The organism is Streptomyces sp. NP-1717 (genome assembly GCF_022695985.1).
In the GTDB taxonomy this organism is placed as follows: domain Bacteria; phylum Actinomycetota; class Actinomycetes; order Streptomycetales; family Streptomycetaceae; genus Streptomyces.
Window position 1 is genome coordinate 1 of record NZ_JAAPBF010000003.1, and the last position, 23057, is coordinate 23057.

Consider the following 23057-nt stretch of genomic DNA (forward strand, 5'->3'; position numbering starts at 1 on the left):
ACCCGAGCCCCACCCCAAGCCCGAACCCCCAGCTCCGCCCGGTCCCGGGCGGGAGCCGCCCCACATCACTCACGCGTCGGCGTACCGCTGCCGCATGCCCGAAAACAGCGAAGGCATCATGTTGAAGAAGCTCTCCACGGCCACCGTCACCACCGCGGTCGCCCACACCGTCGCGGTGACCGGCCTGGCTCCTACACCGGCCGCTTCCACGACAGCGATGTCCCGGCCGACCACGACCGCGACAGCCATCTCCCCGGCAGCCACCGTGGACAACGCCCGGATCGTCGCGCACTTCGACCTCGCCAAGGGCCGGATGCCGGAGAACATCGCGCTGTCCCCCGGCGGCACCGCGTACGTCACCTTCGCCGCCGCCCGCCAGATCGCCCAGTTCACCCCCAGCGGCACCACGCGGATCCTGGCCACACTGCCCGAACCGGCCGACGGCGGAATCCGCACCCCCGTCCTGGGCTTCCCCCTGACCACCGGCATCGTCCGGGCCCACGACGGCACGCTGTACTTCCTGTACGCCACCGGCACCGACGACCTGACGGGCCTGTGGCGTCTGCGCCCCGGCGGCGAACCGCGGCGCATCGCGGCGCTGCCCGCCACCGGGCTCCCCAACGGCCTGGCTCTCGACCCCGGTTCCCGCACCCTCTACATGACGGACTCCGTCCTCGGCGTCATCTGGAGCGTTCCCACCAAGGGCGGCACCCCCACCGCCTGGTCCACCGCCCCCGAACTGGCCTCCACCGGATTCCTCGGCGCCAACGGCCTGAAGATCCACCGGGGCGCGGTCTGGGCCACCAATCTCGACAAGGGCACCCTCCTGCGGATCCCCGTCCTGCCCGGCGGACGCGCCGGCCGCGTACAGACCCGGGCCACCGGCCTGACCGGCATCGACGACTTCGCCTTCACCGGCAGCGGCGACAGCGTCCTGGCCACCCTCAACGGCCCCAACGAGGTGGCGCTCGTGCGACGCGACGGCACCCACTCCACCGTGCTGACCGCCGCCGACGGGCTCCAGAACCCCACCTCCGTCGCACTGCGCGGCGACAGGGTCTACGTCCTGAGCGCCGCCTACACCACCGCCGAGGACCCCAACCTCGTCCTCGCCCGCCTCAACGACTGAGCCGCACCGCCCGACCGTCCACCCGCTTCAGCAAACCCGGAACGGAACACCCATGTCGCACACGCAGCACACGCGGAACACGCAGCACAAACCAACCCAACCAGCAGACACACGAGATCACCCTGGGGGATGTCACCATCACCCGCGTCGAGGAGACGCACGGCCCGATCATGCCCGCGGACCAGTTCTTCCCGGACCTGCCCGCGCAGGCGTGGAATGACCACCGCGAGACACTCGTTCCCGACCATCTGGGCGCCGACGACACCATGGTCCACGCCGCGATGCAGACCTGGCTGCTGCGCAGCGAAGGCAGGACCATCCTCGTCGACACCGGCGTCGGCAACGACAAGTCCCGCCCCGCCGTGGCTTCGTGGGACCGGCTGAGCCTCGACTATCTCGGCAATCTCGCCCGCGCCGGTGTACGGCCCGAGGACGTCGACCTCGTGATCAACACCCATCTGCACGTGGACCACGTTGGCTGGAACACCCGGCTGAGCGACGGCGCGTGGACACCCACGTTCCCCAACGCCACCTATCTGATGCCCCGGGCCGACTTCGAGTTCTGGAACCCGGCGAACAACCCGGACATCACCGGCGGCGTCAACGAGAACGTCTTCGAGGACAGCGTCGCCCCCGTCCACGACGCGGGCCAGGCCCTGTTGTGGGAGGGCAGCCACCGTATCGACGCCAACCTGCTCCTGGAGGCGGCGCCCGGACACACTCCCGGTTCCAGCGTGGTCACCCTGACCTCCGGGGCGGACCGCGCGGTGTTCGCCGGTGACCTGCTGCACACCCCGCTCCAGATCATGGAGCCCGAGCACAACAGCTGCTTCTGCGAGGACCCCGCCGGCTCCCGCGCCACCCGCCGCAGAATTCTGAGCTGGGCGGCCGACAACAACGCGCTGCTGATCCCCGCGCATCTGAGCGGCCACGGCGCGGCCGAAGTGCGGCGCGAGGGTGGCACGTTCGCCATCAAGGGCTGGGCCCCGTTCACGCCGTACAGCCAGGCCTGACGCCGGCGAACCCGCGGAACCCGTCCAGACAGAGAGGCCAGGCAGTGCCCCGTCGACCCACCCCCGTGAACCGTCGCGTTGATCCCGTCGCCACCACTGCGCAGGGCACTGTCCGCGGCCGGCGCCAGGACGGAGTCCTCTCCTTCCTGAACATCCCGTACGCCGCTCCTCCCACCGGCGCCGGCCGGTTCGGGGCGCCGCGGCCGCACGACTCGTGGCGCGGTGTGCGGGACGCCACCGTGCCGGGGCCGAACGCCCCTCAGTCCGAACGCCGTCTCGGCGGCGTGGACATGTCCCCCTACTTCGGGGACGGCTGGAGCCGCGGGGAGGACTTCCTCACCGTTAGCGTCCGGACACCGGGGGGCACGGGCGCCGCCCTGCCGGTGATGGTGTTCGTGCACGGTGGCGGTTTCGTCGCCGGCTCGACACGCTCGGCGCTGTACGACGGCACGGGCTTCGCCCGCGACGGCGTCGTCCTCGTGACCCTCAACTACCGGCTCGGGATCAGCGGTTTCCTCGACATCCCGGGGGCGCCCGCCAACCGTGGTCTGCTCGATGTCGTGGCCGCGCTGCGCTGGGTCCGCGCGAACATCGCCGCCTTCGGCGGTGACGCGGACAACGTGACTCTCTTCGGTCAGTCGGCCGGAGCCACCGTCGTCGGCGGCGTACTCGCTTCCCCCGAGGCCACCGGCCTGTTCCGGCGGGCGATCGTCCAGAGCGGCAGTGGCCTCGGCGCGTTCACTACCGAGCAGGCGGCGCGGGTCACGAGGGCCGCGGCCAAGGCGCTCGGCATCGAGCCACGGGCCGACGCCTTCGCGGAAATCCCCGACGAACGCCTGGTCGAGGCCGCTTCCCGGCTCACGGGCATCGACCTGCGGACCGAGACGCACCACGATCCCCTGGTCGGGATCAGCCCCTTCAGCCTCGTCCTCGACACCCAGCCCGCGCACGCCGTCGCCAGGGGCCGGGGCGCCGATGTCGACCTGCTCATCGGCACCAACTCCGAAGAGGGCAACCTCTATCTGGTCCCCACGGGCGAGTACGCGCGCTCGACGGCCGCCGACATCGAAGCGCTCGCCGCCCGCTCGCACCCGGACCCGGACCCGTCGAGACTCGTGGCGGCGTACCGGACGGCCCGGCCGGACGCGGACTTCGGCGCGCTGCGTTCGGCGGTCATGGGCGACGCCCTGTTCGGCGCGGGCAGTTGGGCCCTGGCCGACGCGCACGCCACGAACAACTCGTCGGCCACCTTCTGCTACGAGTTCGCCTGGCGCTCCGAAGCCCTGGACGGTCAACTCGGCGCCACCCACACCATGGAGCTGCCCTTCGTCTTCGACCTCACCCACCTGCCCCGCCTGCACGGACCCGCCGCACTGCTCGGCCCCGACAGCCCGACCGACCTCGCCGCCCGGGTCCACGAGACCTGGGTCAGGTTCGCCAGAACGGGCGACCCGGGCTGGGACCCGTACGACACCGACCGCCGGACCACGATGCGGATCGACACCGAGTGGACACAGCTCGACGACCCCCACACCCAGGAACGCCAGGCGTGGCACTGACCGGCCCCCGGTCCTTGCCCCCACCGTTGCGGTCAACCACTCGGCCGAGTCGGTCGTCTCTTCCGGGAGTACGACCACCAGAGGAGAAAAAGTGACGACGAACCCGGAGACGGACCAGCGAGGGGCGCGCCCGAGGGAGGTGGAGACAGCCTTCCTCCTGTTACTGGCCGCCATCGCCGTGGACGCCCTGGTCTGGACACTCGACACGTTCGTCGTCTCCCCTTCCGGATTCGACGACATGCGCGACGAGATGGGCGGGAGCAACGCGATCCAGCAGGCCGCCATGTCCGCCGGGTTCCTGATCGCGACCAGCGGTCTGCTCGTCTACTTCGTCTTCCAGATGCGCCAGGGCCGCAACTGGGCACGGTACACACTCGCCGCGGTCGCCGCTCTCGTCGCGTTGTTCATGATCAACAGCATGAGCATGAACGGATTCACCACAGGGAGCACGGCCGATGTCATCTACGACATCGCCATCGGCACCCTCCCGCCCCTCCTGGTGGCCGGCGCCGTCCTGCTGATGTTCCTGCCCACGGCGAACAGGTACTTCTCCACCCCGAAAGGCGCGGAGGAGCGGGGCATCTGACGGCCCATCGGCAAATCGCGCCTCCACCGGGCCGAGGGTCGCCTCCGTGCCCGGACGAGCGGAACAAGCACAGCCCCGCCCGGGTTGGGGAAGCGTGGCTCGCCCGACGGGTACGGAACGCGCCGCCGGGCAGGAGCCAGACGTGAGGAGCCCACCGGAGACCCGGCAGGGCGTAACAGCGGCAAGGAGATCGACACACCATGAAGACTCGCCGTATTGGTAGCGCCGAGGTCGGCGCGATCGGCCTGGGCGGTATGCCGATGTCGATCGAGGGACGGCCCGACGAGGCCCGTTCCCTGGCCACCATCCACGCGGCACTGGACGCCGGGGTGACGCTGATCGACACGGCGGACGCCTATCACATGCACGCCGACGAAGTGGGCCACAACGAGTCGCTGATCGCGAAGGCGCTGGCGTCGCACAGCCAGGGCTCCGAGGTCCTGGTCGCCACCAAGGGCGGCCATCTGCGGCCGGGTGACGGCTCCTGGACGGTGGACGGCTCCCCCGAGCACCTCAGGCGCGCCTGCGAGGCATCGCTCGGCCGGCTCGGTGTGGAGGCGATCGGGCTGTACCAGTTCCACCGCCCCGACCCCGGGGTTCCGTACGAGGAGTCCGTCGGCGCCCTGCGGGATCTGCTCGACGAGGGCAAGATCCAGCAGGCCGGCATCTCCAACGCGAATCCGGAACAGATCCGCCTGGCCTACGACATCCTCGGCGGCCGGCTCGCCTCCGTACAGAATCAGTTCTCACCGGCATTCCGTTCCAGCGAACCGGAGTTGGAGCTGTGCAGGGAGCTGGGGATTGCGTTCCTGCCGTGGAGCCCGTTCGGCGGCATCAAGAACGCCGGCGGACTCGGCTCCTCCCACTCCCCGTTCAAGACCGTCGCCGACGCGCACGGAGTGAGCCCGCAGCGTGTCTGCCTGGCCTGGCTGCTGGCGAAGTCGCCCACGGTGGTGCCGATTCCGGGCTCCAGCCGCCCGGAGACCGTCACCGACTCGACTGCCGCCGCCACTCTCGAACTCACTGCGGCCGAACTGGCGGAGCTGGACGCGGCCTGATTGGCCGTCAGGTTTGTCGCGATCGGGCCTGCCGACGGCTCAGTCAGCCGTCGGCATGGCCTCGCGCAGCGCCTTGTCCAAGGCCTTCGCGATCGCGGGGTCCGATGGAGGACTGTCGCGGAAGAGCGGATCGAGCGCGGTGGTGAACGCGAGGGTGAACGCACCGTAGTACGGAGTGCGGGGGCGCTGCGCCGCGTTCTTCAAGGCGGTCAGCAGCGTCTCGGCCGCGTACATCGGACGGCCGTGTTCGTCACGCGGCGTGGGGTCCGCGCTCTCACCCGAGCCGGAGGACGACGGAGAAGGGGACAAGGCCGAAGCGTCACTCTCGGCCTCGTCCTCGCAAGGGCCAGGACTCTTGGCGTAGACGGACTCCCTGGTCGCCGCGAACCCCGCCCGCAGCAGGCGACATTGGCTGTCCGCGTTGGTGAGGAAACCGACCAGGTCCTCGGCCGCTGCCGCGTGTTGGGATCTGCTGCTGACGGCGAGGTTCTGACCGCCCAGTACGGCTCTGCCGGGCAGGGGCATCACCCCCAGCTGATCCGCTTCGAAGGTTTGGTGCAGGGTGCTGTAGGCGGTGGGCCAGTGACGCAGGAAGGCCGTCTTGCCCGCCGTGAAGTCCGACAGTGACTCCGTCTCCTTCGAGTCCCTGGCACGTTCGAGCGTGAACGGCTCGGCCGTACGGTCGCTCAGTTCGCGCACTCCACTGATCAGACTCTGTTCGGTCCCTTTGTATCGTCCCTCACCGTCGACAAGAGACGGACCGTCATCCGCGGACTCGAACGCCTCGATCGCGTTGACCGTTCGCCCCTCGTAGCCGTCGAGCTGTGTCGTCCACCCTTTGTCGTACGGCTGGGGCAGGTTCGCCTCCTCGACGTCGTTGATCACCCCCCGGAGTCCGCCCCATGTCTTCACTCGCCAGTCCCGGTGCTGGGGCTTCAGACCCGCTTGCTCCAGGTAGTCCCGCCGGTAGTACAGGAGCCCTACGTCGCTGTTGAACGGCGCCGCGTAGACGTCTTCGTTCCAGCGCCCGGTACTGGCGACGGAATCGATCACATCGCCGTCAAGGAGTTTCTCGTCCAAGGTGTTGATGAGGCCGGCCGCGGCGAACTCCGGTACCCATGTCACATCGAGATTGACCACGTCGTACTTCGCGCTGCCCGACTGGAGTGCGCCGAGCAGCTGGCTGCGCTGCTGGTCGGCCGAGCCCGACAGTTCCACCAGGTGGGCGCGGTAGGGATGCGTGCCCTTCTTCTTCGCCTCTGCCTTCTGTTCGGCGTTCCAGCCGTCCACAAGCCGCTGGCGGATTCCGCCCTTGCCGGTGACATCACGTCCGCTGGCCACCCAGATGTGACGGGGACCGCCGGAGCCCTGGGCAGTCGTGCCGGTACCCTCGTCGGCGCTGTACGGTCCGTCGTCCCCGCCGTCTCCGGTGCAGGCAGCGGTGAACGTGAGCGCGAGCGCCGCTGCGAGCCCCGCCACGCGGAATCGCGCGGGGCGCGGAAAACGGGGCAGCGTCATTTCTGGTCTCCTGACCCGGTGCTGGCGACCTCGTCCAACAGCGCGGAGGTGAGGTCACTGCCGGCGCTGTCCAGGCAGCGTCCCCCGCTTTCATCCGCGATCTTCCGGTCGGGTCTGTCCTCGAGGCACGCGTCCGATTCCAGCGACACCATGGCTACCGGAATCCCCTTGTCCCTGGCCGACCCGAGCAGCCTGGACAGCTTGTCGGCACCTGCCGGCCGGTCGTTGTCCTCGTCGTCGGTGAGGTAGACGATCAGCTGCGGACCCTGGTCGTCGGCGCCCCTTTCCGCCATGTACTCAAGGGCCTCGGAGAGCGCCCGGTACGGGTCGGCCTGGGCGTCCTTCACCTGGGCGTCCTTGTCGATCCTGTTCATCGCGTCCGTGTTCGTACGCGAGGCGAAGTCGAGCAGTTCGGTGTACGGACCGGAGCCTGTGTCGGCGACCGCCCAGATGCCGTACGTGTCCTCCTCACCGAGTCCGGCGAGCGACTGTTTGAGCATCCCGGGGGCGCCGCTCGGGCCCTCCCAGTGTTTCCGCATGGAGCCGGAGCTGTCGAGCAGGAAGAGCACGCGCCCGGGGCCGCTCGCGTTGCGGTACTTGCCAAGCGCGTCGTCGAGCGCGTCACCGTTGGCGGGTTCGGCGAGCGGGGCCGGCTCGGGCAGTGTCCCGGGGACGGCCTTGGCCGGGCCGGCCACCTCGTCGGCACGGGTCCTGCCCTCCAAGGCACCCCTGAATCCGTCCGCGCCGAAGACGGCGGCCCCTTCCTTGCCGGTGAGCCATGTCCTGAAGCTGTCCGCGGCCTCACTCCTGGGACCCTCGTCCAGGTTCGCGCCCTCCCAGGTCACCCGGACGAATGCCGGGTCGAGACCCGGTACATCGGCCGGGTACAGGGCGATGCGCTCGGCACGTTTCTCCTTCTCGCAGTCGACGCCGGTCCTGAGCAGGTGCTCGGGCACGATCGCGGCCGTGCGGTCGTCCACCTCGCCGAGGTCCGGCAACCGGCAGAGCATCTCCCGTCCGGTGAGTGCGGGCAGTCCCGCGTGCGCGACCGTCTTCTCGGCGTTCTTGCCGGAGGCCGCCGTACCGTACAGCCCCCGTGTGGCCAGCAGGGCGGCGGACGTGAACTCCGGATCCGCGCGGCGCACTTCGGAGCCGGGTTCCGTGCGGAGGAACGCGGTGATCAGGTCGGCGATCTTCCGCCCCTCCCGCTGACCGGCAAGCTGTTTCGCGGAGTCCTCCGGGACGGCGAGCACGATCGGCGAGGAAGCCAGTGGGGTGTCCGTGCCGAGCGACGCGTCACCCAATCCGCTCGTCGGACGGACCAGTTCGACATCCGCCGAGGTGGACGGGATCCAGATGTCGGGCTGTGCGCCTATGTCGCGTTGCGGATTGGCGGTGGCCTCGTCGTCCGACGGCTTCTGCCAGGCCGAGGAGTTGTCACGGAGCGCCGCTACGACATCGGAGGCGCCCGCACTGTACGTCGTGATCCCGCTGCGTCGGCAGCCGTCGCCCGTACGGTTCGCGTCGGAGACCATGTACGTCGCGGCCGCCTTGCGCACGGTGGGCTCGATGTCGGGATCGGTGAGCAGCCGCAGTTCCAGGGGTGGCGCGCAGAGTGCCTGGCCGCCCTGGGTGGTCAGGTAGTACGTGCCCAGGCCGAGGACCGGCAGCAGCGCGGCGGCGACGGCGCCGAGGACCGGTTTTCGGCGCCACCACGGGATCGGTGGCGCGGGCGGGAGCGGGATGTCCGTGGCGAGCAGCACGTCCGTACCGGAAGTGCCGGGGCGGCTCTGTGGCTCCCAGGTGTCGGAACGTGCCGTCCTGTGCTTGGACATGCGCGCCCGGATCTCCTCCGACAGTGTCCGGAAGCTGACGTCGCCTCCCTGCCCGGCCACTCCTTCCCGCAGAATCCGTAGGAGTTGTTCGGTGAAGGGGGTTGGCCTCGTCCCCGGCCCCGCGCCGATCTGGTGGTTGGCCTGCACGCTCATGAGCTGCGAGATGCGCCCTTTGTGCTCCAACATCTCCCAGGCACTACCGGCGTTGCCAGCGTGGCAGCAGTCGAGAACGACGACGATCTGCTTCGCCCTGCTGCTGGCCAGCGTGCCGAGCACCTGGGTCCACGACTGGGCTCCCTGGAACACGACACCCTTGACGACGTGCGCGTTGCGCATCTGGAGCCACAGCTCGTCCCCGCCGCTGGGGACGGCTCCATGGCCGGCGAAGTAGAACAGCAGCAGGCCCTCGGCCGACTCGACGGCCGTGTTGAGTGTTCTGGTGAACTCGTCCACACCCGCGGGGCTGCAGACGGTGATCTCGTCCCGGCCGAAGATCTCGCCGGCTCCCAGCACGTCCGAGAGCTGCGCGAGGTTGTGGACCACGCCCGGCAGGTTGCCGCTGTCCAATGTCTCGTACTCGGACACCCCGACCAGCAGTGCCCGATTCGCCCTCCCCCTCGGGTCGAACCGTGGCACCTGGTCACTCCTCCCCGTTGTCCGGTGTGCCGGGACCGCCCTCAGGCGGATCGATCGGGGTGATCTCGACCTCGGGCGGGTCGCCGGGCTCCACGGACCGGCGGTTCTTCCGCCAGGCTTCGACTCCCGATCTGGTCCTGGCGAGCACCAGGTCGAAGAGCTGGGGAGCCACGGCCCCGGTCATGACCAGCATGATGTCCATGGCGACGCCCATGACGGGACCGTCACCGCCCGCGTCGCCGCCGTCCGCCCGCGGCTGCTCGTGGATGCTCAGTTCGCCGTCGTCGACCAGGATTTCCAGGCCGCGCTCGCGCTCCAGCCACTTCCTCAGCGCGTGCACATCGACGTTCCCCGCCGCACCTCCGGCAAGTCTGACGCGAATCGAGCGATAGCCCCCGTGCTCTCCAACCGTCATAACTCCGCATCATGGCACGGTAGTTGTGGTTCAGGCGGTTCCGATGTCACTTATTGTGACCACTCTGTAACAGATCATATGCCGCAGTGCCGTCGCCCAGCCGGTCATCGGCTCTGCAACCAGTACACGGCCCACGTCACCGTCGCGGAGCCCACGGCTCCGGCAGCGCCGATCGCCGCTTGGAGGAGGAGGCGGCGCCACACCGGCGTCTTGGGCTGCTCGCGCGTGGTGTCACCTGTGTCGGTCATGGGTGGTGGTCCTCCTGGATACGCCGGAGCCGCCGACGGTCGGTGCCCCTGGCCTCTTGCTCGTCACGACCATGGTTACCGGCCCGCGGGCCAGAACGGTGGACTCCGGTGTTGCCAGGCGCAGACGGCATCAGCGTGCCCTGTTGTTGCCAGCCGTCGGCAACAACAGGGCGTGTTGCCAGATGAGTTGGCAACACATGTCGGACGGCGGGCGCACAACTCGCGGCGGATACTGTCGGTATGCCTGACAGTGCCTTCGAGATCATCGACGCGAACCCCGGCGGCCGGGGACGGTCGGCGCGCCTTGCCGCCCTCAAGGAGGGTCTGCCCGCGGACAAGCGGGCTTTGGCCGAGGATCTCCGGGCGCTGTTCGGTGCGCTGGGCGTGAGCGTGCGGCGGTACGCCGTGCGCCGCCATCTCGACGCCAGCTCGGTGACGCGCTATCTCAGCGGTGACCGGGTCCCGCCCTGGGACTTCGTGGCCGGCCTGATCGGCGATGTCAGAGAGGCGTCAGCACCTCTGACGCCTCAGGCGGAGGCCGCACTGCGCGAGACGCACCGGGCAGCCCTGAAGGCGAACCGTCGCAGCAGCGCCATGCAGGAACTACAGGACGAACTGGCCGGCGCGGACGAGGAGACACGCCGGATCAGGACACGGGAACGGGCCCTGGAGCAGGCCCTGCACGACCGCGAGCGGAGTCTGTCCGAGTCGGTGAGTCGGTCCCGGCATCTGGAAATGGAGCTCGACAACCGGCAGTTGGCGCACCGGACCGATGTGGCGCTGTGGGAGGGAGAGTACGAACAGCTGCGGAGGGACTGCGACGATCTCCGCGAGGAGATGCTCCACCTGCAGGAGGCCCTCGCCGTCACGAGGGCTGAACTGATCGCCGCCGAGGTGCAGTGCAATCGGCTGGAGGCCGAGCTCGACGCCATGGCGGGGCTTGAAGGCCGGGCCGAGGGGGCGTCGTCGCTGATGGCAGCCCTGGAGGCGGCGAACCGGACCTCCTCTGTCGCTGAGCTGGTCAACGTGGTGGGTGACCTGGAGGCACGCACGCAGCAGGCCATGGCGCGTGAGCTGGTCTCCGCGGCCAGCCGTTCTCGCCGGGTCGAGGACGTGGCGGCGCTGTTGTCGGGGTTGGAGCAGGCCGGCCTTCATGCCCACGCGGTGAGCGCCGTACCCGCGTTGGTGATGACACGGCCCGTGACCGAGACCGCGGCGCTCGCCGGTGAACTGCACCGCTCGGGCTTTGAGGACGGAGTGGCCGCGGTACTGCGGTCGTCGGTCGAGTTGAAGTCCCCGTGCGACATCATCGGCCTCTGTCTGGGCTTGCACAGAGGCGGACAGGGCGAGCTGGCGGAGAGTCTTCTTACGGCCGCTTTCGTTGTGCGCACGGTGACCGATGTGGTCGCTGTCGCGGTATGGGCCGCAGGCACCGAGGTCGAACCGGCGAGTCTGAGCGCGCTGGGTCCGGCCGTGGATCAGCGCAGTGCTCAGGAGCTGGTGGAACTCACCATCGCGCTGCGTGCCGCGGGCCGGCACAAGCATGCCGACTCGCTGCCGGTCGCGGTCGCGGAGCGATGCGAGGCCATGAACGTCGTCAGTGTGATCGAGTGCTTCACGGCCAAGGGAATGACCGGGGAAGCCGACTTCACTCTCTCCGCGACCCAGGGCCGGGGCGTGTCCCATGTGCTGGCGCTGGTGCGTGCGCTGGTGCAGGGAAAGCACAGCGAGGCCGCCGCCTCGGTGGTGGATCTCGCGGTGAGACATCGGCCGGTGGAATACATCGCCACCATGATCGCCGATCTGTACAGCACGAACCATTTCCCCCAGGCCGCCCAGGCGTTGATGGCCTCCATGCGGCACTCCGGCGTATCGACACGGTTCCTCCTGCGCTATCTGGACGAGACCTACCCCGGTGCGGAGGCCGTGGTGGAGATGGTCGTCGCCACGGGCAGTCCCGAACGGGCCGCCCATTTGCTGACATGCCTGGAGGGCGCCGAGCTGCCGCTGCTGGCCGAGGTGGTGTTCCAGCAGACGCTGCGGGAGAAGCCCACCGGTCACGCCGGACTGTTCCTGGACGTACTGGACCGATCCAGTGCTGCTGTCGTACGAGAAGCCGACCTGTATGCCCGGGCTTGTGCCGCACAGGGGCCGGACATGGCACCGCTTCTGCTCGCACTGACGGCTGCCGGCGGACTTCCCGCCCGCGACGCCGTGGTGCACGGCTGCATCAGCAACGGTGACGTCTCCGAACTCGTCATGCTGCTGCGGCAGTTGCACAACCTGGATCACCCGATAAGGCCACGCGTCATGGGCGTAGTCGACCGCATCATGGTGGCCGTGACGCAGAGCTGGCCGATGGTCCGGCAGGCAACACTGCTGATGTCACTGAGCGACGCGGGCCTGACGGACGACGCCGATCGGCTGGCCCGCCGGGCCGCGGACCAGCCGAAGTTCAAGGGCATCCTGAAAAAGGAACAGACCAAACACGAGCAGAAGGTTCTCTCCCGGGCGTTCTGGGGAAAAAGCTCGCACGGCAGGGACGGTGAGCGGAACACCCCGTGACCGCGACCGAAGGACGATGAGCCCGGCGACCTCAGCACCGGCCTCATGTCCCAGGGCGCGGCCCAGGCCGGGTCACTGTTTTTGGTCGGTGACCGAGGTCCCAGAACCGCGGCCGGTCGAGGCCACATCGGTCAAACCGCACGCGCGCCGGACCCATGAGACGACCGCCCCCCGTCGGGACGAGTGCCGAGGCGCCTCGGCGCGGGTCGTCCCAGCGTCAGGAAATCGACCGTGGCGCATTTCAGGCACCTTCGCGAACCGGCTCCAGGATCGCCACGCACTCCACGTGGTGCGTCATCGGGAACAGGTCGAACGCCCGCAGTGTCCGCGGCTTGTAGCCCGACTCCCGGAAATACGCCAGGTCGCGGGCCAGTGCCGCCGGGTCGCAGGCCACGTAGGCGATGCGGCGGGCGCCCAGGGTCGACAGGTGGGTGACGACCTGTTTGCCGGCGCCCGCGCGTGGGGGGTCGAGGACGATCAGGTCCGTCTCGGTGATCTGGGTGCGGGGCAGCACCGTGTCGACCTTGCCGTGTTCGATGCGGACCCTGGGGAGGTCCTTGAGGTTGTACTGGGCGTCCTCCGCCGCGCGCCTGCCGGATTCGATGCCGAGCACCGCGCCCGTCTCGCCCACGCGTTGGGCGATCGCCCCCGCGAACAGGCCCACGCCGCAGTAGAGATCGAGGGCCGTCTCGCCCCTGCGGGGCATCAGGCCCTGCATCACGGCCTCCACCAGGACCTCGGGGGCCTTCGGGTGGACCTGCCAGAAGCCGCCCATGCCGATGCGCCAGGTGCGGTCGTCGGCGCGTTCGCGGACGAAGGCGCGGCCGTGGACCCGGTGCACTCCTCCGTCGTGCTCCTCGATCCGCAGGACCGACACCGGCTTGTCCAGCTCGACCAGGGGGAGCCGGCCGCCCTTGAGGGGGGCGAGGACCACTTGGCGGTCGCCGGAGCCGGAGGCCGCGATCGCCTCGACCGAGGCCATCTGCGGCCATTCGCGCTTCTCGACGCCGAGTTCGCTGACGCCCTCGGAGGCGATCATGCAGTGGTCGACGGGCTGTACGTCGTGCGAGCGGTGCTTGCGCAGTCCGGCCCGGCCGTCGGCGTCGACGGCGTACTGGACGCGGGTACGCCACTGGGGCACCTCGCCCGCGGGCAGTTTGTCGCCGGGCGCGGGCATGACGGTGCCGTCCCAGCCCGCCTCCTCCGGGGTGAGGCCGGCCAGCCGCTGGAGCTGTTCGGTGATGACGTCGCCCTTGAGCCGGCGCTGGGCGCCCGGCTTGGCGTGCTGCCAGTCGCAGCCGCCGCACATGCCCGGGCCCGCGTACGGGCAGGGGGCCTCGACGCGCTCCTTGGAGGCTTCCAGGACGGTGACCGCGTCGGCGCGCAGATAGCGCGAGCCCTCGTCGCCGTCCGTCACCCGGGCGACGACCTTCTCGCCGGGCAGCGCGTGCCGTACGAAGAGCACCCGGCCCCCGTCGGTGCGGGCGACGCAGTGGCCGCCGTGCGCGACGGGCCCGACCTCGACCTCGTACTCCTCGCCGACCAGCGAAGCCTGCTCAGGGGCCTGCTCTGAAGGCTGCGGTTGTGTCTGCATGAGGGGCTGGGCTCCAAAACGTCAAAGGCGAGGTCAGAGGCGAGAAGGTGGGGCGGCGGAAGCCAATCAGTCTACGTGCGGGCGGCGGCGCCCACCGCCACCCGCGGTCCCTCAGGACTTCCCCGTGGGCTCCTTCCCCGGCCGCGTGTCCACCGGCCCCCGCCGCACCGAGCCGGGCGCGCTCCACTCCGCACGCCGTCTGGCCCGCTTCTTCGCGACCTCGGAGGACTCCAGCTGGTACGGCACGGAGGTCACCATCACGCCCGGGGAGAAGAGCAGCCGCCCCTTGAGCCGCAGCGCGCTCTGGTTGTGGAGCACCTGCTCGTACCAGCGGCCGACCACGTACTCGGGGATGAAGATGCTGACCACGTCGCGCGGGTTCTCGGTGCGCAGGCCCTTCACGTACTCGATGACGGGCCGGGTGATCTCGCGGTACGGGGAGTCGAGGATCTTCAGCGGCACGTTGATGCCGCGCCGCTCCCACTCCTCCCTCAGCTGCTTCGTCTCGGCGGGGTCGACATTGATGGAGAGCGCCTCCAGCCGGTCCGAGCGCGTCAGTTTCGCGAACGCGAGCGCGCGCAGCGTCGGCTTGTGGACCTTGGAGACGAGCACGATGGTGTGGACGCGGGACGGCCGTACGCTGTCGGGCCCGGGGGCCTCGGCGGCGGCGATCTCCTCGGACACCCGGTCGTAGTGCCGGCGGATCGCGCTCATCGTCCCGTAGAAGATCACCATGCCGAGCAGGGCGACCCATGCCCCGTGCGTGAACTTGGTGGCCAGCACGACGATCAGGACGAGCCCGGTGAAGAAGGCGCCGAAGGCGTTGATCGCGCGTGAGCGGATCATGTGGCGGCGCTTGGACCTGTCGCGTTCGGTCCGCAGATGGCGGTTCCAGTGCCGGACCATGCCGGTCTGGCTGAGGGTGAAGGAGACGAAGACGCCGACGATGTAGAGCTGGATCAGCTTGGTCGAGTCCGCCCCGTAGAGCCACACCAGCAGGATGGCGGCGCCCGCCAGCAGCACGATGCCGTTGGAGAAGGCGAGGCGGTCGCCGCGGGTGTGGAGCTGGCGCGGCAGATAGCGGTCCTGGGCGAGGATCGAGCCGAGCAGCGGGAAGCCGTTGTACGCGGTGTTGGCGGCCAGGAACAGCACGAGCGCGGTGGCGGCGGCGAGCAGGACGAAGAAGAACGTGTCCGCGCCGAAGACGGCGGCGGCGACCTGGGTGATGACCGGGTTCTGGACGTAGCCCTCACCGACCGGCACACCGTCGCGCAGCAGATCCCTGCCGGGGAACTCGGCCATCTTCACATCGGTGGCCAGGGCCAGCCCGATGATGCCGCAGAACATGGTGACGGCCAGGGTGCCCATCAGCGCCAGCGTCGTCGCCGCGTTCCTGCTCTTGGGCTTGCGAAAGGCGGGGACGCCGTTGCTGATGGCCTCGACGCCGGTCAGGGCCGCGCAGCCGGAGGAGAACGCGCGCAGCAGCAGGAAGACGAGCGCGAAACCGGCCAGTCCGCTCTCCTCCGCCTTGATCTCGAAGTGGGCGGTGGGCGCGTGCATGGTGTCGTCGAGTACGAGGCCCCGGTAGGCGCCCCACACGATCATGATGAAGACGCCGGTGACGAAGACGTACGTCGGAAAGGCGAAGAGCTTGCCCGACTCCCGTACGCCGCGCAGATTCATCAGCGTCAGGATGACGATTATCCCGATCGCGCACAGGACCTTGTTCTCGATGACGAAGGGGATCGCCGAGCCGAGGTTCTCCACGCCCGAGGAGATCGACACGGCCACGGTCAGGACGTAGTCGACGAGCAGCGCGCTCGCGACGGTCAGTCCGGCCTTGGGACCGAGGTTGGTGTTGGCGACCTCGTAGTCGCCGCCGCCGCTCGGATAGGCGTGCACGTTCTGACGGTAGGAGGCGACGACGGTGAACATCAGGACCACGACGGCCAGTGCGATCCACGGGCTGAAGTGGTACGCGGACGCGCCCGCGATGGAGAGCACCAGGAGGACTTCTCCTGGTGCGTAGGCCACCGAGGAGAGCGGGTCGGAGGCGAAGACGGGCAGTGCGATGCGTTTGGGAAGGAGCGTTTCTCCCAGCCTGTCGCTACGCAGCGCCCTCCCGATCAGGATCCGTTTGGGCACGTCGGTCAGTTTCGGCACGATGAGGATCGTAAGCCGTCCGGGCTCGGCCCTCCCAAGCACCACCCCGCCCGGGCGGGGCCGGAGGCGCGCCACCCCGCGCGACGGGCGGCGGGCCCCCGGCGAACGGCGTCAGACGTGCTCGGGCGAGCGCTCCCCCGCCTTCCCTCCGGACAGCCCGGCGGGGCCGTCGTGCGCGCCCCGCGCGAAGAGCCGCCCCGGCCACCAGAACCGGCGCCCGAGGTCCAGGGCGAGGGCGGGCACGAGCACCGTACGGACCAGGAAGGTGTCCAGCAGGACTCCGATGCCGACGATTACGCCCATCTGCGCCATCGTCACCAGCGGCAGCGCCGCGAAGACGGCGAAGGTCGCGGCGAGCACCACGCCCGCCGAGGTGATGACGCCTCCGGTGCTGGTCAGACCCTCCAGTACGCCACGCCTGTGGCCGGTCCGCAGTGCCTCCTCGCGGACCCGGTGCATCAGGAAGATGTTGTAGTCGATGCCGAGCGCGACCAGGAACACGAAGCCCATCAGCGGGATCGACCAGTCGACACCGGCGAATCCGAAGACGGTCTCGAACAGGAGGTTCGAGGCGCCGAGGGCGGCGAAGTACGACAGGACGACCGTCGCGAGCAGCAGCAGCGGTGCGACCAGGGCGCGCAGCAGCAGGATCAGTACGACCAGTACCACCACCAGCACCACGGGGATGACGGTGCGCAGATCGCGGTCGGCGGCCCGCTGGGTGTCGAGGGTCTGCGCGGTGGCCCCGCCGACGACGGCGTCGGCGCCGTCGACGGTGCCCACGGCGTCCCGGAGCCGGTCGACGGTGTCCTTGGCCGCCGTGCTGTCCGGGGTGTCGGTCAGGACCACCGACAGGGTGGCGAGACGGCCGTCGGGCGTACGGTCGCCGTCCTCGACGCGCGCGACGCCCTCGACGTCCCGCAGGGCCGACTCGACGTCGGCGGCGCGGTCGGCGCGGGTGACGACCTTGGCCGGGTCGGAGGCGCCCGACGGGTAGTGCGCGGAGATGAGTTCCTGCGCCACGACCGATTCGGGCTTCTCCTGGAACATCTCGGACTGCCGCAGCCCCATGTCGATGCCGAACGCGCTGAGCGCGAGCGCTCCGGTGACGCCCACCGACATCAGCCAGGACCAGCGCGGGCGCCGGGCGACCAGGGCGCCGATCCGGGACCACACGGTGGTCTCCTTGCGGGCGGGGGTGCCGAAGCGCGGGACGAACGGCCAGAAGACCCAGCGGCCGGCGATCACCAGCAGCGCGGGCAGCACCGTGACCATCGCGAGGAACGCGCAGACCACCCCGACGGCGCCGACCAGCCCCATGGAGCGCGAGGAGTTGATGTCGGCGAACGCCAGACAGGCCAGTCCGATCGCGACGGTGCCCGCGGAGGCGAGGATCGCCGGGCCCGAGCGGACCAGCGCGGTCCGCATCGCCTCGTGCCGGTCCTCCCGCCGGTGCAGTTCCTCGCGGTAGCGGGCGATGAGCAGCAGGGCGTAGTCCGTGCCGACGCCGAAGACGAGCACCATCAGGATGCCCGCGCTCTGCGGATCGACGGGCAGATGGCCGTACTTGGCGAGCAGATACGTGCCGACCTGGGTGAGTACGGCGGCGAAGCCGACGGACAGCAGCGGGAACAGCCACAGCAGGGGGCTGCGGTAAGTGATCAGCAGCAGGACGGCGACGACGAGCCCGGTCGCGATCATCAGGGTCGCGTCGAGGGTGCCGAAGACGGCGACGGAGTCGGTCAGGGAGGCGGCGGGGCCGCCCACCTCGGCCTCGACACCGGGTGGGGCGTTGGCGCCGGCGATGTCGCGGAGCCTGTCGACCGTGTCGGTGATCTCGTCCTCGTACGACAGGGGGACGACGGCCATCAGGGCCTCGCCGTCCTCGGACGGTACGGCGGGCGGCAGTTGCTCGCCGTCGGCGACGTACGGCGCGAAGCGCTCGCGGTCCGCGGCGGCCTTCGCCGCGGCCCCGTCGCCGGTGTAGACGACGACCGCCGGCATCAGGGTGTCGGTGCGGAATTTCTCCAGCTCGGTGTTGACCCGGGCCGATTCCGCGCCACGGGGCAGGAACGCGTTCGGCCCCGTCTCCTCGACTTCGCCGAGCTTGCCCGCGAGCGGGCCGAGCGCGACGACGAGGATCAGCCAGGCGACGAGGACGAACCACTTCCCGCGACTGCCGCCGGGTGCCCCGGCGAGCCGCTTCGGCAAGGTGGTCATGAGTAATCTCCTTGGTATGGAGTGAGTGAGGGCACGCTCCTTCCGCACCGCGGCGTGATGGTTTGCCGACCTGCCGCGGCGCGCGGGATGGTGCCCTGAGTGACGGATCTCCATGAGTACGGCCGGGAGCGGGAACTCCCGGCCGTACGTCTTCACTTGGCGCCGGTACTACTCGATCTCGCGCATCATCTTCTCCATCGACGCGATCGAGCCACGGGCCTGTGTCAGTTCGTCGAGCGTGCGGCGGTGGAGTTCGACGTTGTCCTCCAGAAGCTGCGCGTACTTCATGGCGAGCTTCTTGTACTGCTCCTCACGCGCGGCCACCATGCGCGCGCGCCAGGTCGCCGCGACCTGCCAGACGACCACGATGAGGAACAGGAAGACGCCGCCGGCGCCGATGGCCCCCGCCAGGTCCGTCCATCCCGAATCGTTCATTTCGCGGACTCCTTCACGGTCGTTCCCTCTTCCTCGGTGAGCGTCTGCGCCGCCGTGGCGACGGACTGGGGGGTCAGGGCGAAACAGAACGGCGTCAGCTCGAAGTACTTCATCGACTTGCCGCTCTCGGAGAGCTCCAGCGTCCCTGCGACCAGACCGGCCGCCTCCAGCCGCTGGAGGTGCATGTGCAGCAGCGGACGGCCGATGCCGAGCTCGCGGGCGAGCCTGCTGACGTAGTTCCGGCCCTCCAGGAGCGCGCCGATGATCCGCATCCGGTGGGGATTGCCGAGCGCGCCGAGCACTTTCAGCAGCTCGTCGCCGGTCGGGACCTCTTGCATCGCAGCGCCCTTTCTCAGCACCTGTCAGAGAAGACTGACAGCAGCCCCGGGACCTGTCAAAGAAACCTGACACATATCAGGGTCGGCTGAGGGGAAGTCGGGGTCGTCTCAGGGTCCCCCGGCGCATCCCCGACACGGGTGACGGCACGGCGGACGCGGACGCATAAGCTCATCACCGGGCGGCGCCCCGTACGGTTGTCCCGTCCGTGGCCCGGCGCACGGAGAAGGAAGAGTGAACCAGGTGTTTACGCAGGTCAGCTCGGCGAACAGGACTGCGGGGTAAAGAGGACGTGCACATCGTCATCATGGGCTGCGGCCGAGTGGGAGCCGCGCTCGCGACCAGCCTGGAGCGGCAGGGGCACACGGTCGCGGTCATCGACCGCGACCCCACGGCGTTCCGCAGGCTCGGCTCCGGCTTCGGCGGCCGGCGTGTCAACGGCGTCGGCTTCGACCAGGACACGTTGCGCGACGCGGGCATCGAGGACGCGGGCGCGTTCGCCGCGGTCAGTAGCGGCGACAACTCGAACATCATCGCCGCCCGGGTGGCCCGCGAGATGTTCGGCATCGAGAACGTGGCCGCGCGCATCTACGACCCCCGGCGTGCGGAGGTCTACCAGCGGCTCGGCATCCCGACCGTGGCGACCGTCCGGTGGACCGCCGACCAGATGCTCAGGCGGCTGCTGCCGTCCGGCGCGGAGCCGCTGTGGCGCGACCCGAGCGGCGGCGTGCAGCTCGCCGAGGTCCACACGTCGGCCGGCTGGATCGGCCACAAGATCAGCACCCTCCAGGAGGAGACGGGCGTCCGCGTCGCGTTCCTCACCCGGCTCGGCGAGGCCATACTGCCCACGTCGCAGACCGTGCTCCAGGAGGGCGACCTCGTCCACGTGATGATGCGTACGGACGACATCCAGAAGGTCGAGGCGGCCTTCGCCGAGGGCCCTGAGGAGGGCGGTCACTGATGCGCGTCGCGATTGCCGGAGCAGGTGCGGTGGGTCGTTCCATCGCGGGCGAACTGCTGGAGAACGGCCACGAGATCCTGCTGATCGACAAGGCGCCCACCGCCATCTCGGTCGAACGGGTCCCGATGGCGGAGTGGCTGCTGGCCGACGCGTGCGAGATCACCTCGCTGGACGAGGCGGCGCTGCAACGCTGCAACGTCGTGATCGCCGCGACCGGCGACGACAAGGTCAACCTGGTCGTCTCGCTGCTGGCCAAGACGGAGTACGGCGTCCCGAGGGTGGTGGCCCGCGTCAACAACCCCAAGAACGAGTGGCTGTTCAACGAGTCGTGGGGCGTGGACGTCGCGGTGTCGACGCCGCGGCTGATGTCGGCGCTGGTGGAAGAGGCGGTGAGCGTCGGCGATCTCGTACGGCTGCTGCGCTTCAGCCACGGCGACGCGAACCTCGTGGAGCTGACGCTGCCGCCGGAGTCGGCGGTGACGGGGACGCAGGTCGGGGACGTGAACTGGCCGGAGGACACGTCGCTGGTGACGATCATCCGAGGGTCGCGCGTGCTGACGCCGAACGCGGAGGAGACGCTGGAGGCGGGGGACGAACTGCTCTTCGTGGCGGCGCAGGCGCGGGAGGAGCAGCTGGAGGACCTGCTGTCGGTGCGACGGGAAGACGCGTAGCGCTGCGCTGTGCGGTTGCGTGTGTGCCTGTCCCTGCGGGCCGGGCTTGATCGGTGCGGGGTTTCGTTCGACCGCGTCCGCCCGGTGGTCGGGTTGTCCTCAATCGCCGGACGGGCTTCAAATCCGCCCGTCCGGCGGGTGTGAACAGCACCCAGCCCCCGGCAACGAACCCGCAACCAACTAGCCCTGCTCGCGCGCCGACCGCGCCGCCTGCGCCGACCGCTCCGCCTCCTCCTCCGCCTCCATCTCGGCGAAGACGTCGATCGGCGCCGGGGCCTTCGCCAGGAACACCCAGGTCAGATACACCGCCAGCAGGAACGGCGGGATCTTCAGCGACACCAGGACCCAGCCCAGCTGCGTCGTGTCCGCCCACCAGTACAGCGGGAAGAGGATCGCGCACTTCGCGAGGAGGATGAACCCCCACGCGTAACTCGCCTTCGTGTACGCCGCCTTGCGCCCCGGGTTCCGCGTGCGCCAGGACAGGTTCTCCTTGAAGACCGGGCCCAGGATCAGCCCGATCAGGGGCACCCCCGCGACGCTGGTCCCGATGTACGCGACGGCCAGCCCCAGCGTGTAGAGCATGCCCGGCAGGTAGAAGTCCTTCGCGTTGCCGGTCATCATCGCGAAGACCACGCCGAAGGCGACCCCGAAGACGCCGCTGAAGGCGTGCTTCACGGTGTCGCGGCGGATCAGCCGGACGGCCACCAGCAGCAGCGACACCGCGAGGGCGGCGATCGCCGAGACGTGCAGGTCCTTGTTGATCGTGAAGATCGTGACGAAGAGCAGTCCGGGGACGACCGTCTCCACCATCCCGCGCACGCCGCCGAAGGCCTCGAAGAGCGCGGCCTCGGTGACGGCCTTGGCGTCGGCGTCGGTCTGCGGGTCGCCCCCGGGGGCGGGGGTACTGGGGTCTGTCGTCGCGGCGGGCTTGTCGGTTGACGTCACCGGCTACTCCTGTCCGAGCGGTCGGAGTTCGTATTTGGGGTTGAACAGCACCCTGCGGCCGTGGCTCATGGAGATCCGGCCGGATGCGATGAGCTTGCGGCCCGGCTCTATGCCCGCGATGGAGCGCCGTCCCAGCCACACCACGTCCAGCGGCGCGGTGCCGTCGAACAGCTCCGCCTCCAGCGCGGGCACACCGGCCCGCGGACGCAAAGTGACCGTCCGCAACGTACCAGTCACCTTGACTATCTGGCGGTCGCCGCAGTCGCTGATGCGTGTGCAGCCCGAAGCCTGCGCGTCCTCACGCAGCTCCTCGGATTCCAGGTCCTCCTGGGAGCTGGACAGCCGGTCGAGCATCCGGCGGAAGCGGCCGGTCGGCTTCTCAGCACTCATGACAGAAGCGTACCGGGGTCCGCGGGCGCCGGATCATCGGTCGAACCGGTAGCCCATGCCGGGCTCGGTCACGAAGTGTCTGGGGTGCGAGGGGTCGGCCTCCAGCTTGCGGCGGAGCTGGGCCATGTAGACCCGCAGATAGTTGGTCTCCGTGCCGTAGGAGGGCCCCCAGACCTCCTGGAGGAGCTGTTTCTGGCTGACGAGGCGGCCGGTGTTGCGTACGAGCACCTCCAGGAGGTGCCACTCGGTCGGGGTGAGCCGTACGTCGCGGCCCTCCCGGTGCACCTTCTTGGCCACCAGGTCGACGGTGAAGCCCTCGGTCTCGACCATGGCCGCCGCGGCGTCGTCGCCGGAGCCGACGGGCTCGGCGCGGCGGACGGCGGCGCGCAGCCGGGCGAGGAGTTCGTCCATGCCGAAGGGTTTGGTGACGTAGTCGTCGGCGCCCGCGTCCAGCGCCTCGACCTTCTCGTCGGAGGTCTGGCGCGCGGAGAGCACCAGGATCGGTACGCGGGTCCAGCCGCGCAGGCCCTTGATGACCTCCACGCCGTCCATGTCGGGCAGGCCGAGGTCGAGCACGACGACGTCCGGGTGGCGGGCGGCGGCGAGTTCCAGGGCGCTCGCGCCGTCGGCTGCGGCGTCGACCTCGTACTTGCGGGCCTTCAGGTTGATCACGAGCGCGCGCACGATCTGCGGCTCGTCGTCGACCACGAGCACCCTCACGGGCCCTCGGGGGTCTCCCCCGGCGGGAGGCGCCATGGTGGCCTGCCTTTCTGCTGTGCC

General features: G+C 69.7%; 20 protein-coding genes. 8 read left to right on the forward strand and 12 right to left on the reverse strand.

Annotation, left to right across the window (positions count from 1 at the left end; translation table 11 throughout):
* The first annotated feature begins 94 nt into the window (after window positions 1-94).
* The 5 genes from GXP76_RS00900 (at window position 95) to GXP76_RS00920 (ending at window position 5345) form a co-directional block, all read left to right on the forward strand.
* Window positions 95-1129: an SMP-30/gluconolactonase/LRE family protein gene (locus tag GXP76_RS00900; protein ID WP_374359561.1), complete on the forward strand. Its 1035-nt coding sequence runs from the start codon at window positions 95-97 to the stop codon at window positions 1127-1129.
* 170 nt (window positions 1130-1299) lie between these two features.
* Entirely contained in the window at window positions 1300-2142 is an 843-nt protein-coding gene (locus tag GXP76_RS00905) for an MBL fold metallo-hydrolase (protein WP_242569440.1), read from the forward strand.
* 65 nt (window positions 2143-2207) lie between these two features.
* On the forward strand, window positions 2208-3701 hold the full coding sequence (locus GXP76_RS00910; protein ID WP_242569441.1) for a carboxylesterase/lipase family protein: 1494 nt from the start codon (window positions 2208-2210) through the stop codon (window positions 3699-3701).
* A 91-nt stretch (window positions 3702-3792) separates the two neighbouring features.
* Entirely contained in the window at window positions 3793-4287 is a 495-nt protein-coding gene (locus GXP76_RS00915) for a hypothetical protein (RefSeq protein WP_242569442.1), read from the forward strand.
* Window positions 4288-4487: 200 nt separating this feature from the next.
* Entirely contained in the window at window positions 4488-5345 is an 858-nt protein-coding gene (locus GXP76_RS00920) for an aldo/keto reductase (RefSeq protein ID WP_242569443.1), read from the forward strand.
* Between the two features lie 39 nt (window positions 5346-5384).
* Here GXP76_RS00920 and GXP76_RS00925 read toward each other — a convergent pair whose 3' ends face one another.
* From GXP76_RS00925 to GXP76_RS00940, 4 genes are all read right to left on the reverse strand, one after another.
* Complete coding sequence (locus GXP76_RS00925) at window positions 5385-6863, reverse strand: extracellular solute-binding protein (protein WP_242569444.1); 1479 nt, start codon at window positions 6861-6863, stop codon at window positions 5385-5387.
* A complete protein-coding gene (locus tag GXP76_RS00930) occupies window positions 6860-9334 on the reverse strand; it encodes a substrate-binding domain-containing protein (protein WP_242569445.1) in 2475 nt (824 codons plus the stop codon). Before GXP76_RS00930 ends, GXP76_RS00925 begins: the two co-directional genes overlap by 4 nt.
* A 4-nt stretch (window positions 9335-9338) precedes the next feature.
* Entirely contained in the window at window positions 9339-9674 is a 336-nt protein-coding gene (locus GXP76_RS00935; RefSeq protein ID WP_242569446.1) for a hypothetical protein, read from the reverse strand.
* Window positions 9675-9853: 179 nt separating this feature from the next.
* Window positions 9854-9997: a hypothetical protein gene (locus GXP76_RS00940; RefSeq protein WP_242569447.1), complete on the reverse strand. Its 144-nt coding sequence runs from the start codon at window positions 9995-9997 to the stop codon at window positions 9854-9856.
* Between the two features lie 240 nt (window positions 9998-10237).
* Between GXP76_RS00940 and GXP76_RS00945 the strand changes: the two genes are divergently transcribed.
* Window positions 10238-12562 (forward strand): hypothetical protein, encoded by a 2325-nt coding sequence (locus tag GXP76_RS00945; RefSeq protein ID WP_242569448.1) that lies wholly within the window; start codon window positions 10238-10240, stop codon window positions 12560-12562.
* A 241-nt stretch (window positions 12563-12803) separates the two neighbouring features.
* Here GXP76_RS00945 and GXP76_RS00950 read toward each other — a convergent pair whose 3' ends face one another.
* The 5 genes from GXP76_RS00950 to GXP76_RS00970 all read right to left on the reverse strand — a co-directional run bounded on the left by GXP76_RS00950 (window position 12804) and on the right by GXP76_RS00970 (window position 19312).
* Window positions 12804-14156 (reverse strand): class I SAM-dependent RNA methyltransferase, encoded by a 1353-nt coding sequence (locus GXP76_RS00950; RefSeq protein ID WP_242569449.1) that lies wholly within the window; start codon window positions 14154-14156, stop codon window positions 12804-12806.
* Window positions 14157-14267: 111 nt separating this feature from the next.
* The gene (locus GXP76_RS00955) at window positions 14268-16319 is read right to left on the reverse strand and encodes an APC family permease (RefSeq protein ID WP_242569450.1); all 2052 of its coding nucleotides are present in this window, start codon (window positions 16317-16319) and stop codon (window positions 14268-14270) included.
* Window positions 16320-16430: 111 nt separating this feature from the next.
* A complete protein-coding gene (locus GXP76_RS00960) occupies window positions 16431-18539 on the reverse strand; it encodes an MMPL family transporter (RefSeq protein ID WP_242569451.1) in 2109 nt (702 codons plus the stop codon).
* Window positions 18540-18707: 168 nt separating this feature from the next.
* The gene (locus GXP76_RS00965; protein WP_242569452.1) at window positions 18708-18974 is read right to left on the reverse strand and encodes a hypothetical protein; all 267 of its coding nucleotides are present in this window, start codon (window positions 18972-18974) and stop codon (window positions 18708-18710) included.
* The gene (locus GXP76_RS00970) at window positions 18971-19312 is read right to left on the reverse strand and encodes a winged helix-turn-helix domain-containing protein (protein WP_242569453.1); all 342 of its coding nucleotides are present in this window, start codon (window positions 19310-19312) and stop codon (window positions 18971-18973) included. Before GXP76_RS00970 ends, GXP76_RS00965 begins: the two co-directional genes overlap by 4 nt.
* A 290-nt stretch (window positions 19313-19602) precedes the next feature.
* Here GXP76_RS00970 and GXP76_RS00975 point away from each other — a divergent pair, with 290 nt between their 5' ends.
* A complete protein-coding gene (locus GXP76_RS00975) occupies window positions 19603-20271 on the forward strand; it encodes a TrkA family potassium uptake protein (protein WP_242569454.1) in 669 nt (222 codons plus the stop codon).
* Window positions 20271-20942: a TrkA family potassium uptake protein gene (locus GXP76_RS00980; RefSeq protein WP_078074646.1), complete on the forward strand. Its 672-nt coding sequence runs from the start codon at window positions 20271-20273 to the stop codon at window positions 20940-20942. Before GXP76_RS00975 ends, GXP76_RS00980 begins: the two co-directional genes overlap by 1 nt.
* A gap of 180 nt (window positions 20943-21122) precedes the next feature.
* On the opposite strand, the gene GXP76_RS00985 is transcribed toward GXP76_RS00980, so the two are convergent.
* The 3 genes from GXP76_RS00985 to GXP76_RS00995 are packed head-to-tail and all read right to left on the reverse strand — an operon-like array spanning window position 21123 to window position 23033.
* Window positions 21123-21887 carry a DUF3159 domain-containing protein gene (locus GXP76_RS00985; protein WP_242569455.1) on the reverse strand — a complete coding sequence of 255 codons (765 nt, stop codon included), beginning with the start codon at window positions 21885-21887 and terminating at the stop codon, window positions 21123-21125.
* A 3-nt stretch (window positions 21888-21890) separates the two neighbouring features.
* On the reverse strand, window positions 21891-22277 hold the full coding sequence (locus GXP76_RS00990; protein WP_189109070.1) for an OB-fold nucleic acid binding domain-containing protein: 387 nt from the start codon (window positions 22275-22277) through the stop codon (window positions 21891-21893).
* Window positions 22278-22310: 33 nt separating this feature from the next.
* Complete coding sequence (locus GXP76_RS00995) at window positions 22311-23033, reverse strand: response regulator (RefSeq protein WP_242569456.1); 723 nt, start codon at window positions 23031-23033, stop codon at window positions 22311-22313.
* Window positions 23034-23057 lie beyond the last annotated feature (24 nt).